The organism is Nocardia sp. NPDC051900 (assembly GCF_044452545.1).
Lineage (GTDB): Bacteria > Actinomycetota > Actinomycetes > Mycobacteriales > Mycobacteriaceae > Nocardia > Nocardia sichangensis.
Genome location: NZ_JBITBU010000004.1, coordinates 457,896 through 474,129 on the forward strand (window position 1 = coordinate 457,896; position 16,234 = coordinate 474,129).

At 67.7% G+C, this 16,234-nt stretch carries 14 protein-coding genes; 6 read left to right on the top strand and 8 right to left on the bottom strand.

Annotated features, from left to right (window positions below; translation table 11 throughout):
- Nucleotides 1-130 precede the first annotated feature (130 nt).
- The 3 genes from ACIA5H_RS09045 to ACIA5H_RS09055 form a co-directional block, all read right to left on the bottom strand.
- Complete coding sequence (locus ACIA5H_RS09045) at nt 131-2,482, bottom strand: arylsulfatase (protein WP_397074993.1); 2,352 nt, start codon at nt 2,480-2,482, stop codon at nt 131-133.
- 312 nt (nt 2,483-2,794) lie between these two features.
- Nucleotides 2,795-4,630 (bottom strand): acyl-CoA dehydrogenase, encoded by a 1,836-nt coding sequence (locus ACIA5H_RS09050; protein WP_397074995.1) that lies wholly within the window; start codon nt 4,628-4,630, stop codon nt 2,795-2,797.
- A gap of 216 nt (nt 4,631-4,846) precedes the next feature.
- On the bottom strand, nt 4,847-6,076 hold the full coding sequence (locus ACIA5H_RS09055) for a TetR/AcrR family transcriptional regulator (RefSeq protein ID WP_397074997.1): 1,230 nt from the start codon (nt 6,074-6,076) through the stop codon (nt 4,847-4,849).
- A 208-nt stretch (nt 6,077-6,284) separates the two neighbouring features.
- Here ACIA5H_RS09055 and ACIA5H_RS09060 point away from each other — a divergent pair, with 208 nt between their 5' ends.
- Nucleotides 6,285-6,797, top strand: coding sequence for a MarR family transcriptional regulator (locus ACIA5H_RS09060; RefSeq protein WP_355075348.1), 513 nt, complete (start codon nt 6,285-6,287; stop codon nt 6,795-6,797).
- A 199-nt stretch (nt 6,798-6,996) separates the two neighbouring features.
- On the opposite strand, the gene ACIA5H_RS09065 is transcribed toward ACIA5H_RS09060, so the two are convergent.
- Nucleotides 6,997-7,215, bottom strand: a complete 219-nt coding sequence (locus ACIA5H_RS09065; RefSeq protein ID WP_397075059.1) for a TetR family transcriptional regulator — start codon at nt 7,213-7,215, stop codon at nt 6,997-6,999.
- Between the two features lie 217 nt (nt 7,216-7,432).
- On the opposite strand from ACIA5H_RS09065, the gene gndA reads away from it, so the two are divergent.
- Nucleotides 7,433-8,878 carry an NADP-dependent phosphogluconate dehydrogenase gene (gndA, locus tag ACIA5H_RS09070; protein ID WP_356965772.1) on the top strand — a complete coding sequence of 482 codons (1,446 nt, stop codon included), beginning with the start codon at nt 7,433-7,435 and terminating at the stop codon, nt 8,876-8,878.
- A gap of 55 nt (nt 8,879-8,933) precedes the next feature.
- On the opposite strand, the gene ACIA5H_RS09075 is transcribed toward gndA, so the two are convergent.
- Nucleotides 8,934-10,892: a heavy metal translocating P-type ATPase gene (locus tag ACIA5H_RS09075; RefSeq protein ID WP_397075000.1), complete on the bottom strand. Its 1,959-nt coding sequence runs from the start codon at nt 10,890-10,892 to the stop codon at nt 8,934-8,936.
- A 94-nt stretch (nt 10,893-10,986) separates the two neighbouring features.
- Between ACIA5H_RS09075 and ACIA5H_RS09080 the strand changes: the two genes are divergently transcribed.
- Together ACIA5H_RS09080 and ACIA5H_RS09085 are read left to right on the top strand one after the other, a co-directional pair.
- Nucleotides 10,987-11,349 carry a metalloregulator ArsR/SmtB family transcription factor gene (locus ACIA5H_RS09080; RefSeq protein ID WP_355075358.1) on the top strand — a complete coding sequence of 121 codons (363 nt, stop codon included), beginning with the start codon at nt 10,987-10,989 and terminating at the stop codon, nt 11,347-11,349.
- A 94-nt stretch (nt 11,350-11,443) separates the two neighbouring features.
- Entirely contained in the window at nt 11,444-12,835 is a 1,392-nt protein-coding gene (locus ACIA5H_RS09085) for a DUF1214 domain-containing protein (RefSeq protein ID WP_397075003.1), read from the top strand.
- A gap of 67 nt (nt 12,836-12,902) precedes the next feature.
- On the opposite strand, the gene ACIA5H_RS09090 is transcribed toward ACIA5H_RS09085, so the two are convergent.
- A complete protein-coding gene (locus ACIA5H_RS09090) occupies nt 12,903-13,244 on the bottom strand; it encodes an ArsR/SmtB family transcription factor (RefSeq protein ID WP_379253747.1) in 342 nt (113 codons plus the stop codon).
- A 61-nt stretch (nt 13,245-13,305) separates the two neighbouring features.
- On the opposite strand from ACIA5H_RS09090, the gene ACIA5H_RS09095 reads away from it, so the two are divergent.
- On the top strand, nt 13,306-13,644 hold the full coding sequence (locus ACIA5H_RS09095; protein WP_397075006.1) for a putative quinol monooxygenase: 339 nt from the start codon (nt 13,306-13,308) through the stop codon (nt 13,642-13,644).
- An 89-nt stretch (nt 13,645-13,733) separates the two neighbouring features.
- Nucleotides 13,734-14,609, top strand: a complete 876-nt coding sequence (locus tag ACIA5H_RS09100) for an LLM class F420-dependent oxidoreductase (protein WP_397075008.1) — start codon at nt 13,734-13,736, stop codon at nt 14,607-14,609.
- Between the two features lie 96 nt (nt 14,610-14,705).
- Here ACIA5H_RS09100 and ACIA5H_RS09105 read toward each other — a convergent pair whose 3' ends face one another.
- Nucleotides 14,706-15,188 (bottom strand): adenosine-specific kinase, encoded by a 483-nt coding sequence (locus ACIA5H_RS09105; protein ID WP_355075368.1) that lies wholly within the window; start codon nt 15,186-15,188, stop codon nt 14,706-14,708.
- 77 nt (nt 15,189-15,265) lie between these two features.
- The gene (locus ACIA5H_RS09110; protein ID WP_397075011.1) at nt 15,266-16,033 is read right to left on the bottom strand and encodes a PP2C family protein-serine/threonine phosphatase; all 768 of its coding nucleotides are present in this window, start codon (nt 16,031-16,033) and stop codon (nt 15,266-15,268) included.
- Nucleotides 16,034-16,234: the final 201 nt, after the last annotated feature.

The following is a 16,234-nucleotide window of genomic DNA, read 5'->3' on the forward strand; positions in this document are numbered from 1 at the left end:
CTACGGATACTCTCCCAGGCTGTTCCCGTGCCGGATCGCCGCCTTCCCGCGCGCTCTCCAGAACAGCCGGATCCCACTGTCGCGGGTGTGGCGACGACCCGGGTACTAGAGAGCGCGGCGGGCGTATCGGTTACTGCCGAGCCATGTGCATGCGCATCTCGCTCTTGGCGTCCGTTGTCAGTTCTCCGGACAGATCCACGACGACCGTGCGCAACGTGCCGGTGAACCGGAAGGGCGGCCGGTAGTCGGGTACCACCGCGGAGCCCGGGTTGGCGCCGCAGGTCATCCCACCGGGGTTGAACGCGACCGGCGTGATGAACGGGAAATCGGCTTCGCCTGCCGGGCTGCGGTCGACGTAGAGCCGGGCGGTGCCAGGGGTGCCCTTGCCATTGCCGAAATCCGGTGCGCCGGTGGGTTCGAACTCGAAGCGCAATTCGTGGCAGCCTTCCGGGATGGTTCGTGTCGAGGCGACGCGGTGCACGGTGCGCCGCACGTAGTTGTGGGCGTAGTGCAAGTGGCCGTCTGCGACGAAGAAGGTCCAGCCTCCGGCATTGGTGCCCTGGCACAGCAAGACGCCCTCGGCGCCGCCGGACGGGATCTCCACTTCGGCGGTGACGCTGTGCGGGCGGTTCAGCACCCGCGGCGAGACGGCCGCAGGCAGCGTCTCGGTGTCCGGGCGCAGGGTGTATCGGGTCTGCGCGGGCGTGATCTGCGGACGCTCGGCGAGCAGGCGTTGCAATCCGCTGCCGTCGATCGGCAGCACGTCGTAGCGGCCTGCTTCCACATACCACAGGGCGATCATCTCGTTGAGCTTGTCTCGACGTTCAGCGGCGAGGTCACGGGTCTCGGCGAAGTCCTCGGCGACGTGGTAGAGCTCCCAATCGTCGGCGTCGAGCCGGCCGAGGTCATCGGCCGTGATCGGCGTGCCGAACGGCCGGTCCGCTTCGGCGAAGGACGGGCCCGGCCAGGGGCACACGGCCCGCCAGCCGTTGTGGTCGATGGCTCGGTGGCCGAGCATTTCGAAGTACTGCGTGTGGTGCCGGGTGGCGGCGGTGGAATCGTCGAAAGTGTGGGCGAAACCGACACCGTGCAAGGGGGACTGGGATACGCCCTTGATGGTGTCCGGCGGTTCGAGGCCGAAAGCGTCGAGAACGGTGGGAACGACGTCGATCAGGTGCGCGTACTGGGTTCGGATCTCGCCCTGTGCGGTGATGCCCCGAGGCCAGTGGACCAGGAAGGGATCGCTGACGCCGCCGCGGTAGGTTTCGCGTTTCCACCGCCGGAAGGGAGTATTGCCCGCCCAGGTCCAACCCCAGGGATAGTGGTTGAACGTGGTCGGACCGCCCAGCTCGTCGATGGCGCGCAGGCTGTCCTCGATCGGTTCCGGGGCGTTGTTGAAGAACTGCAGTTCGTTCGTGGTTCCGGTGACCCCGCCCTCCGGGCTGGCGCCGTTGTCGGACACGAGCATGAGCAGGGTGTTGTCCAGCTCGCCGAGCTGGTCGAGGAAGTCGAGCAGTCGTCCGATGTGGTGGTCGGTGTGGGTGAGGAATCCGGCGTAGACCTCCATCATTCGTGCCGCCAGGCGGCGTGCGTCGGCGGACAGCGCGGCCCATTCGGGCACATCCGGATCACGGCGGGAAAGCCGCGCGTCCGGTGGTACGAGACCGAGCTCGCGCTGCCGGTCGAACGTGTATTCGCGATAGGCGTCCCAGCCGCCGTCGAATCGGCCGCGGTAACGGTCCGCCCACTCCCTCGGCACGTGGTGCGGCGCATGTGTGGCGCCGGTGCAGAAGTTCAAGAAGAACGGCTTGTCCGGGGCGACCTGTTTGGCCCCGGCGATGAAGGAGATCGCCTTGTCCACCAGATCGGCGGTCAGGTGGTAGCCGTCTTCCGGGGTGGCGGGCGGCTCGACCTGATGGTTGTCGTAGACCAGATCCGGATACCACTGGCTGGTGTCGCCGCCGAGGAAGCCGTAGAACCGCTCGAAGCCCCGCCCGAGCGGCCAACGATCGTAGGGGCCTGCGGCGGATTCCTGCTCCGACGGCACCAGATGCCATTTGCCGACCATGTAGGTGTTGTAGCCGTGCTGCAACAGCATCTCCGAGAGGAATCCGTTCTCGAATGGGATATTGCCGTTGTAGCCCGGATACCCGGTGGCGATCTCCGTGATGCCCGCCATGGCGTTGGCGTGATGGTTACGCCCGGTGATGAGACAGGAACGCGACGGTGAGCACAGCGCGGTCGTGTGCATATTGTTGTACAGCAGTCCGCCCGCGGCCAACGCGTCGAAATGCGGCGTGGAAATGGGACTGCCGTAACACCCGAGCTGTCCGAATCCGGTGTCGTCGAGCACGATGAACACCAAGTTCGGTGCGCCGGGCGCCGCCCGTACCGGTTGTGGCCATGCGGGATTCGACACATCCGTCGTTCGCCCGATGATTCCGGGAAAAGCCGTTCCCCGTTTGTATTCTTCCAGTGACATCTACCCGCCCTCCGTCCTGCGGATGGACTGGACACCGCCAGCCTGGTTGTCCGAATGAACGCGTGCGATGCCACTGCGTCGACGAGCGGTGCCGCGGTGGCACTGCGCGATCAAGTACTGCCGCGGAGCCGGGTGGGTCCTCATCGTCGGAAATCGACGCCACCGGAGCGTCCGATATCGGTTCCTCGCCCATCCGCTATCGCGACGTGAGTCAAATGCTAGACGACGCGGGCGCGACTGTCAGTGGCGGAAGCCGACCGGCCGCCGCATCGTCGGATGCGGCGGCCGGTGCGACCCTGATCGCCGAGGGTGTCAGAATGCGGCTTCGTCGAGATCCATGACGCTGATGTCGACGTCGGAGATGACCGACCATTCCGCGCTGAGGTGCGGCAGGACGGTTTTGGCGAAGAACGACGCGACGGCGATCTTGCCCTCATAGAAAGCGCGGTCTCCGCCGCCCGGCTCGGCATCCAAGGCCGCGGCGGCGATCTCGGCGGCGACGATCAGACGCCAGGCGATGAGGAGATCGCCGACGGCGAGCAGGAACCGGACGGAATTCAGTCCGATCTTGTACAACTCGGTGGGTTGCTGCTGGGCGGCGATCAGGTGCTGGGTGAATCGGCCCGCCATGTCCTGGACGTCCTCCAGCGCGGTGGCCAGCAGCACCTTCTCGGTCTTGAGCCTGCCGTTGCCCACGCCGGATTGCGCCGTGTCCCGGATCTTGCCCGCGATGTGTGCGAGCGCGACGCCGCGATCGCGGGCGATCTTGCGGAAGAAGAAGTCCTGCGCCTGGATCGCGGTGGTGCCCTCGTAGAGCGAGTCGATCTTCGCGTCGCGGATGTACTGCTCGATCGGGTAGTCCTGCAGGAAGCCCGAACCGCCCAGGGTCTGCAGCGACTCGGTCAGGTACTGGTAGGCCCGCTCCGAGCCGACGCCCTTGACGATCGGCAGCAGCAGGTCGTTGACCCGCGCGGCCAGCTCGGCATCCGCCCCCGAGATGTGCTGCGCGACAACGTCGTTCTGGTGACCGGCGATGTACAGGTATACCGCGCGCAGGCCTTCGGCGTAGGCCTTCTGCATCATCAGCGACCGGCGCACGTCGGGGTGCCGGGTGATGGTCACCTTCGGTGCGGACTTGTCCGCCATCTGGGTCAGATCGCTGCCCTGCACCCGGTTCTTCGCGTATTCGAGGGCATTGAGGTAGCCGGTCGACAAGGTGGCGATTGCCTTGGTGCCCACCATCATCCGAGCTTCCTCGATGACGTGGAACATCTGCGCGATGCCGTTGTGCACCTCGCCGACCAGCCAGCCCTTGGCCGGGACGCCGTGGCCGCCGAAGGTGAGCTCACAGGTGGCGGACGCTTTCAGGCCCATCTTGTGCTCGACGTTGGTGACGAAGACGCCGTTGCGGTCGCCCAGCTCACCGGTCTCGTGGTCGAAGTGGAACTTCGGTACGAAGAACAGCGACAGGCCCTTGGTGCCCGGTCCCGCGCCCTCGGGGCGAGCCAGCACCAGGTGGGCGATGTTGCCGAACAAGTCGTCGGCGTCGGCGGAGGTGATGAACCGCTTCACGCCCTCGATGTGCCAGGTGCCGTCTTCCTGCTCGATCGCCTTGGTGCGACCGGCGCCGACGTCGGAACCGGCGTCGGGCTCGGTCAGCACCATGGTGGCGCCCCAGTTGAGTTCGGTGATGAATCGCGCCCAGCGCCGCTGCTGCTCGGTGCCGATGCCGTCGACGATGTGGGCCATCATCGGCCCGGTCAGATACATGTAGGCCGCGGGCTGCGCCCCGAGCACGAATTCGCTGATGGCCCAGCTGACCATCGAGGGGGCGGGCACTCCGCCGACCGCCTCGGACTTGCCGACGCGCCACCATTCGGCGTCGTACCAGGCGCGCACCGCCTTCTTGAACGACTCCGGCAGGCTGACCGAGTGGGTGGCCGGATCGAAAACCGGCGGGTTGCGGTCGGTTTCGGCATACGGTTCGGCGACCGGCCCTTCGGCCAGGCGCGCGGCCTCCGCCAGCATCGATCGCACGGTGTCGCCGTCCAGGTCCCCGAACGCTCCGGTCCGCAGGATGTCGTCGAGTCCGTACACCTCGAACAAATTGAACTCGAGGTCACGCACGTTGCTCTTGTAATGGCTCACGAGCCAGGGCCTTTCGAGAAACGGCCGGTGTACCGGCGAGGGATTCGGCGGGCGCACGGATAGGTGCTCACCCACGGCACACTGTGCGGCACCGATGACCCGAAAGCAATCTTATGTTAATAACCACTAAGTAGATGGTCGGATGTCCAACGGCATTCAATCCGCTGCTAGCACGTAATTGGCGCAGCTAAGTTAATGCTCGCTAAGTGGTGTAAATCACTGCGAGGGGGTGCGGCCGGGATTTCCCGCCGTTTCGATCCGCTCCCCGATGGCTACGAGGACGTCGACGAGATCGGCGCGCCGCCGGAAGCGGGGATTGCGTACGGCATCGATGACGACGGTGACGATCGCGCGGCTGAGCACCCGCGCGACGGGCGCGGATAGATCCGGCCGCACCGCCTGCAGCATGCGGGCCCACTGGGCGATGCCGTCGAGGCGCACCCTCCGGTAGCGCTGCACCCCGTCGCCAGGAAGATGCCGGGTCTCGCTGACCGTGATCGCCAGGAGGTCGGGTTCGTCGACGCCCAATTGCGCGAAGCTGCGCATGAGCGAGCGCAGGGACTCCTCGGCGCTGCGGCCCTCGGCGATCGCCCGGGCGAGCAGCAGTCGCAGCCACTCGTCCTGGCGCCGGACGATCTGGTCCAGCAACTCCGCCTTGCTGGAGAAATGGTGATACAGGGCGGGTCCGGTGACGCCGACGGCCGCACCGATGTCCTCGATGCCCACCGCGGCGTAACCGCGGGTGCTGAACAGCCGCGCCGCCTCGGCGAGCATTCGCTCCGAGCGCAGCGCTCGGTCCAGTGCGGTGTTGCCGATCTCGGTGCGCGGTGGCCGGCTCGGCGCGTGGCCGTTCGGGTGTTCGGGCATCCGGGTCGTGATCACCGCCGCGACGGCGGCGTCGAGCACCTGCGCGGCGGCCGGCGCGGGCAACTCGGCGCGGTGATAGGAGGGGCTGACCGCGATCGACAGCACGCACCAGCTCAGCAATTCGACATCGGCCGTGCTCAGTTCGGGTCGGCGTAAGTGGATCGTGTGTCGTAGGTAGCGGGTGAGCCGCGCGACGCGGACGAGCACCGCGGTCTTGTCGGCGGCGGTCAGATTGCGGAACTCCAGTTGCCACAGCCGCGGCAGGCCGCGCAACTCCAGCGCGACCCGGACCAACTCGGCCGTTACCGCGCCGCCGGAGTCATCGGCGCGATATGCGGCGTCCAGCCGGTTCAAGGTGTCGTCGAGGCCAACCAGCAGGCATTGGCCCAGAAGTTGCTGTTTGTTGCGGAAGTGTCGATACAACGCCGTCGCGGAGATGCCCACCGCAGCCGCGATGTCGGCCATCGTCGTGCCGTAATAGCCGCCGTGCGTGAAGGCGTCGACCGCGGCGGCCAGGATCATCTCGCGTCGATGCGGTGGTCTCCGCCGTGGTTGTCCGCCGTTCGCCTGTGTGCCCATCGCGGTCAGTGTCGCGCATCGGGCGGTCCGCACCAGCTATCGGGCCGCCTCCCGATAGCTGGTGGGCCGTGGCGATCTGTCGCGGCCACCGGTCCGTATGACGATTTCGTCACGGGCCACGCCGATGTCCTACTGTCGAGTAGGCTTCCCGCAGCTATCACCAGCCCGGGGATCGTTGTCCCACCAGGTAAGCAGAGGGAGCCCGCCCGTGAGCGCTGACACCGCGGACGCCACAGCACTGTCCACCATCGCGGCCCGGCTGCGCATTGCGACGACCGTCATCCTGCGGCGCGCCCGGAGAGATCCCGACGAACGGCGGCTGTCCGCGACGCAGTGGGCGGTCTTAGGACGGCTGCACCGATACGGCGCCATGGCCGCGGTCGACTTGGCGCGGCTGGAGATGCTGCGGCCGCAGACGATGCGCAACGTGGTCGACGGCTTGCGCGACCAGGGTCTGATCATCGGTGTGCGTGACCCGAACGACGGACGCCGGGTGAATCTGACTCTCACCGACGAAGGCCGCGCGTGGGTGTGCGGACATCAGGCGTCCGCGAACGACGCGCTGGCGCAAGCGTTGTCGGAGAGTTTGCGGACGGGTGAGTTGCACAAGGTCGGCGAGGCGCTGGATCTGCTCGAGCGCATCGCTTACGGTGACCGGGGAGCGGATGCGCTGATCGCGGGCGGTCTCGGCGCCGGGTCACTGGTGGCCGATTCGCGATGACTCGGCGGCCGCCCGGCCGGGGTCGGCGGGCGGCGTGAGCCCGGGTCGCCGCCGCCGACCTCGAGGCGGCGCAGATGGAATTCCACTTCGTCGGCGAGGACCCGTTCGAGTTGTCGGAGGCGTTCGACACTCGCGGCGGTGCGGGGGGCCTGATCGAAGAGCAGCCGGTGCATATCCGGTTGAGCCGTGTGCAACCGCGTCACGGCGACGACCAGCTGCCGGAGGGTGTCGACCAGAGGCGGCTGTTCGGCACGCAGGTGCCCGGCCGTTTCCAGCAGCGCCTGGGAAGCGTGCCGCAGGTGCCAGTGAGTAGAGCAGTGCGTCCTTGTCGGGGACATAGTGATAAGAGGGTGCCGATGGAGACGCCGGCGAGTTCGGCGATCTTGTTGGTCGTCGTCGCGGCGTAACCGTCCTCGATGACCTACGCCGGAGCTGGGATTCTCGGCCACAGTCGAGCACCTGGTCGTGGCGCGGCCACCAAGTCCACATCGAGCGGGTGAGCGGCTCGTGATGCGCTCCGAGCCCGCACCGGCGGAGTGGGTAAGGTCTGAAGCGTCGTGGAACGGACGCCACGATGCCGCCGCCGAACAGCTTCGCGCGGACGCGCCGCCCTGTCGAACGAAGAGAGCTGATTGATGCCGACCTCTACAGCGCGCGCACAGATCGGGGTCACCGGTCTGGCGGTCATGGGTAGCAACATCGCACGGAACTTCGCCAGGAACGGCTATACCGTTGCGCTGCACAACCGCAGCATCGCCAAGACCGACGCACTGCTCGAGGCCCACGGCGACGACGGCGACTTCGTGCGGACCGAAACGATCGAGGAGTTCGTCGCCGCGCTGGAGAAGCCGCGCCGGGTGCTCATCATGGTGAAGGCAGGCGCCGCGACCGACGCGGTCATCGAGGAACTCGCGGACGCGATGGAGCCGGGCGACATCATCATCGATGGTGGAAACGCCCTCTACACCGACACCATTCGGCGGGAAGCCGCGATGCGCGAGCGCGGGCTGAACTTCGTCGGAGCGGGCATCTCCGGGGGCGAGGAGGGCGCCCTCAACGGCCCCGCGATCATGCCCGGCGGCCCCAAGGAGTCCTACGACTCGCTCGGGCCGCTGCTGGAATCCATCGCGGCGAAGGTCGACGGAACGCCCTGCTGCACCCACATCGGCCCGGACGGCTCCGGACATTTCGTCAAGATGGTGCACAACGGCATCGAGTACGCCGACATGCAGTTGATCGGTGAGGCCTACCACCTGTTCCGCGACGCGCTCGGTTTCGACGCCAAACAGATCGCGGACGTGTTCACCCAGTGGAACTCCGGCGACCTGGAGAGCTACCTGGTCGAGATCACCGCCGAGGTGCTGAACCAGGTCGACGCGAAGACGGGCAAGCCGCTGGTCGACGTGATCGTCGACGCGGCGGAGCAGAAGGGCACCGGGCGCTGGACGGTGAAGTCCGCGCTCGACCTCGGCGTGCCGGTGACCGGAATCGCCGAAGCGGTGTTCGCGCGGGCGCTGTCCGGTTCGCGCGAGCAGCGCAAGGCCGCGCGGGGTCTGGCTTCCGGGCGGCTGGCCGACAAGCCCACCGACGTGGAGCGGTTCACCGAGGACATCCGGCAGGCGCTCTACGCCTCGAAGGTGGTCGCCTACGCGCAGGGCTTCGACCAGATCGCGGCGGGCAGCGCCGAATACGACTGGAACTTGCGGCCGGGTGATCTCGCGACGATCTGGCGTGGCGGCTGCATCATCCGCGCCCGGTTCCTCAACCGGATCAAGGACGCCTACGACGAGAACCCGGCGCTGCCGAGCTTGATTCTCGCACCGTACTTCCGTGAGGCGATCGAGACGGCCATCGACAGCTGGCGCCGCGTCGTGGCCACCGCGACACTGCTCGGCATTCCGGTGCCCGCGTTCGCTTCGTCGCTGTCTTACTACGACGCCCTGCGCGCCGAGCGTCTCCCGGCCGCGCTCACCCAGGGGCAGCGTGATTTCTTCGGTGCGCACACCTACGAGCGGGTGGACGCCGAAGGCAAGTTCCACACGCTGTGGAGCGGGGACCGCGGCGAGGTTCGCGCCGACTAGCCGGACGCGCTGTCGCAGTGCGGGATTCGTTTCCGCACTGCGACGGAGGTCGCTGTCACTCCCGTGATCCGGCAGCTCGCTCCCACGCACCCCGGCGGAGCAGGCGTAGCCCGTTGAGCCCGACGAGGACGGTGGATCCCTCGTGCCCGGCGACGCCGAGGGGGAGCGGCAGGGTCCCGGCGAGGTCCCAGACGACCAGCACGCCGATGCAGGTGGCGGCGATGGCCAAGTTGGCGGTCACCACCCGTCGCGCCTGCCGGGACAACGCGATCACCGCCGGGATCGTGGTCAGGTCGTCGCGCACGACGACGGCGTCCGCGGTCCGCAGGGTCAGGTCGGATCCGGCGCCGCCCATGGCGATGCCGACCTCGGCCGCGGCGAGCGCCGGGGCATCGTTGATGCCGTCGCCGACCACGGTCAGTTTCCGCCGGTCGGCTTGCAACTCGCGCACCGCGATCATCTTGTCGTCGGGCAGCAGTTCCGCCCGGACGTCGGTGATGCCGACACACGCGGCGAGCCGATCGGCGGTGGCGGTGTTGTCGCCGGTCAGCAGTATCGGCGCGTTGCCGGTCAGCGCGGTCGTCGCGCGCACGGCCGCCACCGCTTCGGGCCGGAGCTGGTCGGTCAGTGCGAGCACTCCGATCGGTTCGTGCTCGCAGGTCACGACCACGGCGGTGTAGCCGCTCGCGTGGAAGGCGTCGACAGTTGTGTGGCCGTCGTGGGTGGGTTCCCACGCGGCGGGGGAGCCGACGCCGATGAGACGGTCACCGACACGGGCGGTCACGCCGCGACCTGGGTGGGCCGTGAATTCGGTGACCTCGGGCAGCCGCAGCTCTCGGGTGCGGGCCGCGCGCACGATCGCCGCCGCGAGGGGGTGCTCGCTCGGGTGCTCGGCCGCGGCGGCGAGCCGAAGCACCTCGGCGTCGGTGAATCGCTGGTCCAGGCAGCGGATCTCGGCGAGTTCCGGGATGCCGCGGGTCAGGGTGCCGGTCTTGTCGAAGGCGACGTGCGTGGTGGCGCCGAGCTTTTCCATGACCACCGCGGATTTGACCAGGACACCGTGACGCCCCGCGTTGGCGACGGCCGCCAGCAGGGGCGGCATAGTGGCCAGCACCACCGCGCAGGGGGAGGCGACGATCATGAACGTCATCGCTCGCAGCAGCGCTCGCCGCACGTTGTCACCGAGCAGCAGCGGGATGGCGAACACCGCAAGGGTGACCGCGACCATGCCGACGGAGTAGCGCTGTTCCACCTTCTCGATGAAGAGCTGAGTGCGCGCTTTGGTTCGGGCCGCCTGCTCGACCAGGGCCGCGATGCGCGCTACCACGGAGTCCTGCGCGCGGCGCACGACGCGGATGCGCAGGGCCCCCGTGCCGTTGAGGGTGCCCGCGTACACCTCGTCGCCCTGGTTTTTGTTCACCGGCAACGGTTCGCCGGTGATGGTGGCCTGATCGACCTCACTGCCGCCGGAGAGGACGGTCGCGTCCGCGGCGATCCGCTCGCCGGGCCGCACCACGAGGACGTCTCCGATGCGCAGTTCGGTAGCGTGGACCGTCTCTTCCTCGCCGTCGCCCGCGACCCGGGTCGCGGTGTCGGGTGTGAGGTCGAGCAGTCCGCGCACCGAGTCCTCGGTCCGGGCGGTGGCGAGCGCTTCCAGGGCGCCGGAGGTCGCGAAGATGACGATCAGCAACGCGCCGTCGGTGATCTGGCCGATGGCCGCCGCTCCGATCGCCGCGGCGACCATGAGCAGGTCGACGTCGAGCGTCTTGTCGCGGAGAGCCTGTAAGCCGGCCCACCCGGGTTCCCAGCCGCCTGCGGCGTAGCAGGCCAGGTACAGGCCCCAGCGCAGCCACTGGGGGCCATCGGTCAGCTGCACCGCCAGCCCGGCGCAGAAGAAGACCACGGCCACTGCGGCCCAACGGGCTTCGGGAAGGGTGAACAGCCGGGTCCGGCGCACGGGTACGCGACCGGATGGCGGAGTCGGACGAGTCGGCGCGAGCGTCGGCGCGGCCACGGGTCACCTCCAGAACAGCAACGGACAGACGGCCCGAACCATACCAGAACACATGAACATGTCTTCATTTGTTCCTAGAGTATGCTGTTCAGTCATGGGACACGGCGTCGAAGGCAGGGACCGCCCTGCCGTGCGCTTGGATCCCGAATCGGCCACCCATGTGGCGACCACGTTGCAGGCGCTGGCCACACCGAGCCGCTTGATGATCCTCACCGAACTGCGCCAAGGGCCGCTGCCGGTGAGCGCGCTGGCCGATGCCATCGGCATGGAACAGTCCGCCGTCTCCCACCAGCTTCGGCTGCTGCGCAATCTGGGTCTGGTCACGGGCACTCGCACCGGCCGCAGCATCGTCTACAGCCTCTACGACAACCACGTCGCCCAACTGCTGGACGAGGCGATCTACCACAGCGAACACCTGCGCCTCGGCTTGTCCGACCGTCCTGAGGCCGCGGTCTGACCGCCTCTGCGGCACTGGCGATCCGGCTGCTCGGCAAGTCTTTCACCCGCTTCGGGTGATGTCGGCCCGGTACGGCGGTGGCACCGTCCAGGAAATGACGGCCCCGGCGATGGTGGACAACCGGTACGAGTTCGCGAATGGCTATCCGATCGAGTCTTCCGCGACTCGGGCATGGGACGACAGCGTGTTCCAGCGCGCCGTGGTCGCGTACCGGTTCTGGTATCCGACCGTGTCGATGGAAGGAATTTTCAACGGAAACAGGGAGATCGGACTGAACGACAACCGCGCGGTCGGAATCGCCTCGACCGGGCCGCGGCATGTCGGGTTCACTCTGAATTCCGATACCCCGTATGGCGCCGCGGTGCTGGATCTGTCGGCGGGGCCGATGGTGGTCGAGCTTCCGCCGGGACCGTACATCGGCCTGGTCGACGATCATCATCAACGGTGGATCACCGATCTCGGCATTCCCGGGCCCGACCGAGGGCAGGGCGGCACTTACGTCATCGTTCCTCCCGGCTACGCGGGGGCGTTGCCGGATCGGGCGCACGTCGGGCGATCCGCGTCCTTCAAAGTGCTGCTCGCCGTGCGCGCGCTGCCGATCGGTGGCGACCTGGCCGAGGCGATGGATGCGCTGCGGGCGGTCCGGGTGCATCCGCTCGAGGAGGCGGGCGCGGTGCTGGACATCATCGACACCACCGAGGTGGCCATGGACTCCACCTGTTTGTGCTGGGAAGCCGACATCTCCTACTGGCGGGTGCTGCACGGGATTCTCGAGACGGAACCGGTGGTGCCGGAGTTCTTGCCGATGTACGGGCTGCTCGGGGCGATCGGTCTCGAGCGAGGCGTTCGGTTCGCGCCCGACCGCCGGTCCGCGGCGCTGTTGACGGCCGCGGCGCGGACCGGGCGCGGTCAATTGCTCGTCTCGGCGTTCGCCAGTGGCCGGCCGGACCGCATGGCCTGGCCGGACCGTCGCTGGGAATGGGTGGGACTGGTCGCCGACAACGGCGACTTCCGGACCGCCTCCGGTCTCGACCTCGAAGCGCGCGACCGGTGGTTCGCCCAAGCGATCATCGCCTCACCGGCCATGTTCCGGCGGCAGGTGGGCGGCGGATCGCTGTATTGGCTCGCCATGCGGGACGGGCGAGGGGATTACTTGGACGGTAGTGCCACTTATACCCTCGATATACCGCGGCCGGTGCCGGCCGGGCTGTTCTGGTCCGTGACGGTCTACGACGCGCAGACCCGCTCGCAGATCCAGGCCGACCAGGGCAAGGCCGCCCTCCGGTCGCTGTTCGAGTTGCGCGACCTCCCGCCCGACGGCCCCGTGCGGCTGCACTTCGGCCCCATTCCTCCTGACGGCGTCGAGACCCGCTGGCTGCAAACCGTCCCCGGCCGCGGATGGTTCGCCTATCTGCGCATCTACGGACCCGAGGAAGCGGCGTTCGACCAGACTTGGCGGCCCGGCGATTTCGAGCGCGCGAGCTGATCGAGTGTGGCGACGGCCCTCGCGGCTCGGCCTATGGGGCGGGTTGACAGCGCTTGCGTCTCATCGATCAGGCCGATGTCTCCGGCGAAGATCGTCGGTCCGGGATTTCCGCGCGGAGCAACTCGATCAAGCCGGGGAATCGGTGCTGGAGTTCGGCTCTGCGTAGTTGGGCCATATTGCTGTTGCCGCGATCGACCTGACGGATCAGCCCGGCCTGGCGAAGAACCCGAAAGTGGTGTGTGAGTGTCGCTTTCGATACCGGGAGGCCGAACGAACTGCAATGGCGCTCGGTGCCGTCGGGCTCGGCGAGGAGCGTGAGGATCACCTGGCGGCGATGCCGATCGGCGAGCGCGGCGAACACCGAACCGAGTTCCATCTCCTCCGGTGCGGGCTGATCGCTGCCGGGCACGGCGAACCTCCTCCGTAGGTACGTCTTGCATCGTACCTCAGTGGCCGCTAGCGTCCGAGGTATGAAAAAACTCGTACCTAATCACGCGCCCTACGTCCTCGTCGGTTTCGCCCACCCCAAACCGGAGCGCGCGGCGGAACTGCGTGAGTTGCTGTTGTCCTTCGTCGAGCCCACGCGCGCCGAAGAAGGTTCGTTGGAGTATCACTTCCACGAGGACAAGGACCGGCCGGGCACGTTCGTCTTCTACGAGGTATGGCGGTCCGAGGAAGATCTCGATCGTCATTTGGCCCTGCCGCACATGCGGGCGTTCTGGGACAAGCGCATGGACTACCTCGAACGGGATCTCGACATCCGCTGGCTGTCGATGCACAGCCCGTATCCGCGCCCGGTCGCAGGCTGACCACCTGATCGATCCACTGCTTGACCTGGAGCGCACTCCAGCGCTTAGGGTGCGCTCATACAGGGTTGTCCAGCAGAAGGGATCACTTCATGGAGCTCGGTTTTCACATACCAATCTTCGATATCGACGGTGGCGCCACCGCCATCGCCGGTGAGCTGGCAAGGGTGGGCGCGGCGGCGGAAGAATCCGGCGCGACGTGGCTGTCGTTCATGGACCACTACTTCCAGATCGAGCCGACCGGCCTGCCCGCGGAGGCGAACATGCTGGAGGGGTACACGACCCTCGGCTATCTGGCCGCGCACACTTCGCGCATCGACCTCGGACTGCTCGTCACCGGCGTGACCTACCGTCACCCCGGTCTGCTCGCCAAGATCGTCACCACCCTCGACGTCCTGTCGGGCGGCCGGGCGGTCCTCGGGATCGGCGCCGCGTGGTTCGAGCGCGAGCACCGCGGGCTCGGTGTGCCGTACCCGCCGACCGCCGAACGGTTCGAGCGGCTGGAGGAGACGCTGCGCATCTGCCGCCAGATGTGGGACCCGCAGGACAACGGGCCGTTCGACGGGAAGTACTACCAGCTGGCCGAGACGCTGTGCTCGCCGCAGCCCATCAACCGGCCGAAGGTGCTCGTCGGCGGCGGGGGAGAGCGCAAGACGCTGCGGTTGGTCGCGCAGTACGGCGATGCCTGCAACCTGTTCGGCTCCTCGCCCGGGGACGTCGAGCACAAACTCGACGTGCTGCGCAGGCATTGTGACGACGTCGGCCGCGACTATGACGAGATCCGTAAGACGATCATCGCCAACAACCCGCGGCCGAGCCCGGAAAACCGCGACGAATTCGTCCGGCAGATGGCCGACTACGCCGAACTCGGCATCGAGACGGCCATCGTCACTCCGACCACCGGCTCACCGGCGGCATGGATAGACGGCATGGCGCCTGCCGTCCCGCAACTGGCGGAACTCGGCTGAGGTATCCGGCGCGGGCCCGGATCGCTTGCGGGATTCCGGGCCCAGCCGGTGCGCCGACCATCGGTGCGCGCCGTACGAATCGGCGGGGCAGCGGTCCTACAGTTTGTAGCCGATCTGACGCAACAGCTGCTTCCGGGCCGCCTGGTCGTCGGCATCTTCCACGCCGAGCGGCGGCGAACCGTCGATCACGCCGATGATTCCTCTGCCGAGTTCGGTTTCCGCGATCAGAACCTCGACGGGATTGGCTGTGGCGCAGTAGATTCCGCAGACCTCCGGGACCTGCTGCACGGCGTTGAGCACGTTGACGGGGTAGCCCTCGCGGAGAAAGACGATGAACGAGTGTCCCGCACCGATGTCGACCGCGTTCTTGGTGGCGAGCTCGACGAGTGCGTCGTCGTTGCCGGAGCGGCGGACCAGGCGCGGTCCGGAGGCCTCGCAGAACGCCAGCCCGAAGCGCAGGTGCGGACCGACTCCGACCAGCGCCTCGTGCAGGTCTTCCACGGTCTTGATGAAATGGGACTGTCCGATGACGACGTTGAGATCATCCGGTTTGTCGATGCGCACGGCTGTCAGCTCCACAGCGACATCCTGCGCCCCGACGACGTCGATTCATAGCATTTCGACATTTGTTCCGCGCGTCGCGAACGGTCCCGGAATCACCCGCCGTGGGTGCCCCCCGGTCGGAAAGGCAGGTCCACGACCAGTGCGGTGGCGTTGTCCCTTCCACCGGCCAGGAGGGCGGCATCCACCAAAGTGTTCGCGATCGTGGGAGCCGCGTCGCCCTGCGCGAGGATGGCTTTGACCGCGGCTATGCCGAGTGGCTTGTGTACGCCGTCGGTGCTCAGCAGCAGTCTGCCCGTGCTCGAGCCGGTGGCGGCGTATCCGATCGCGTCCGGCCGCACGGTGCGCGCCGAGGTGGTGACCAGATGATCCATTCGCGGGGTGGAGGCGAGCCCGCGGGTGCGGTACAGCTCGGCGACGGTGTGGTCGGTCGTGATCTGGTGCAACACCCGCCCGTTCCAGCGATACGCGCGACAGTCGCCGACCCACGCCACCTCGCAGGGGCCATCGGGTTGATCGGCGGCCGGAAGCACCGCGACCACGAGCACGCTGTCGGCCGAAGGCTCCGGGACCTCGCGCAGGAGTTCCTCCTGGGCCGCGAGAATTCCCGCGCGCGCTCCGTCGGCGGCGGCGGAGCGCGCCGCCGCGGCGGCGACCGTGCGTGCCGCGCGGGCTCCGAGCAGATGATCTCCGACGCCGTCGGCGACGACGTACGCCGTCGCTCCGGTCACGGCGTCGGTCTCGATCGCCACCGCGTCGGCGTTGATCGACCGTGACGCGCGCCGACTGGCCGAAGCGCCGGTCGGTCCGCCCAGCCGCGGTGTCTGGATCCGCGGCATGCTCGCGGTGGTACCGGTAAACACGAACTGGTCTCCTCGTAGCTGGGCTCTGAGTGCTGCCGACCAGCACCCTTCAAGGACACCGCATCAGTATTTGGACTTGGCGAGAGTCCGTTGTGTGAACGCTGAGAATTCGCTTTCGATCAGGTCACGACGGGCGTCCCGGCCGGTGGCGCCGCCCGCCTTCCGGCCGGAGCAGACGCTGTCGCGTGCTGCCGCCGGCGG

Excerpts from the sequence above, each read along its gene's own strand:
- gndA (WP_356965772.1), top strand. The coding sequence starts at position 7,433 with ATGCCGACCTCTACAGCGCGCGCACAGATCGGGGTCACCGGTCTGGCG.
- ACIA5H_RS09100 (WP_397075008.1), top strand. The coding sequence starts at position 13,734 with ATGGAGCTCGGTTTTCACATACCAATCTTCGATATCGACGGTGGCGCC.
- ACIA5H_RS09095 (WP_397075006.1), top strand. The coding sequence starts at position 13,306 with ATGAAAAAACTCGTACCTAATCACGCGCCCTACGTCCTCGTCGGTTTC.
- ACIA5H_RS09085 (WP_397075003.1), top strand. The coding sequence starts at position 11,444 with ATGACGGCCCCGGCGATGGTGGACAACCGGTACGAGTTCGCGAATGGC.
- ACIA5H_RS09080 (WP_355075358.1), top strand. The coding sequence starts at position 10,987 with ATGGGACACGGCGTCGAAGGCAGGGACCGCCCTGCCGTGCGCTTGGAT.
- ACIA5H_RS09055 (WP_397074997.1), bottom strand. The coding sequence starts at position 6,076 with ATGGGCACACAGGCGAACGGCGGACAACCACGGCGGAGACCACCGCAT.
- ACIA5H_RS09045 (WP_397074993.1), bottom strand. The coding sequence starts at position 2,482 with ATGTCACTGGAAGAATACAAACGGGGAACGGCTTTTCCCGGAATCATC.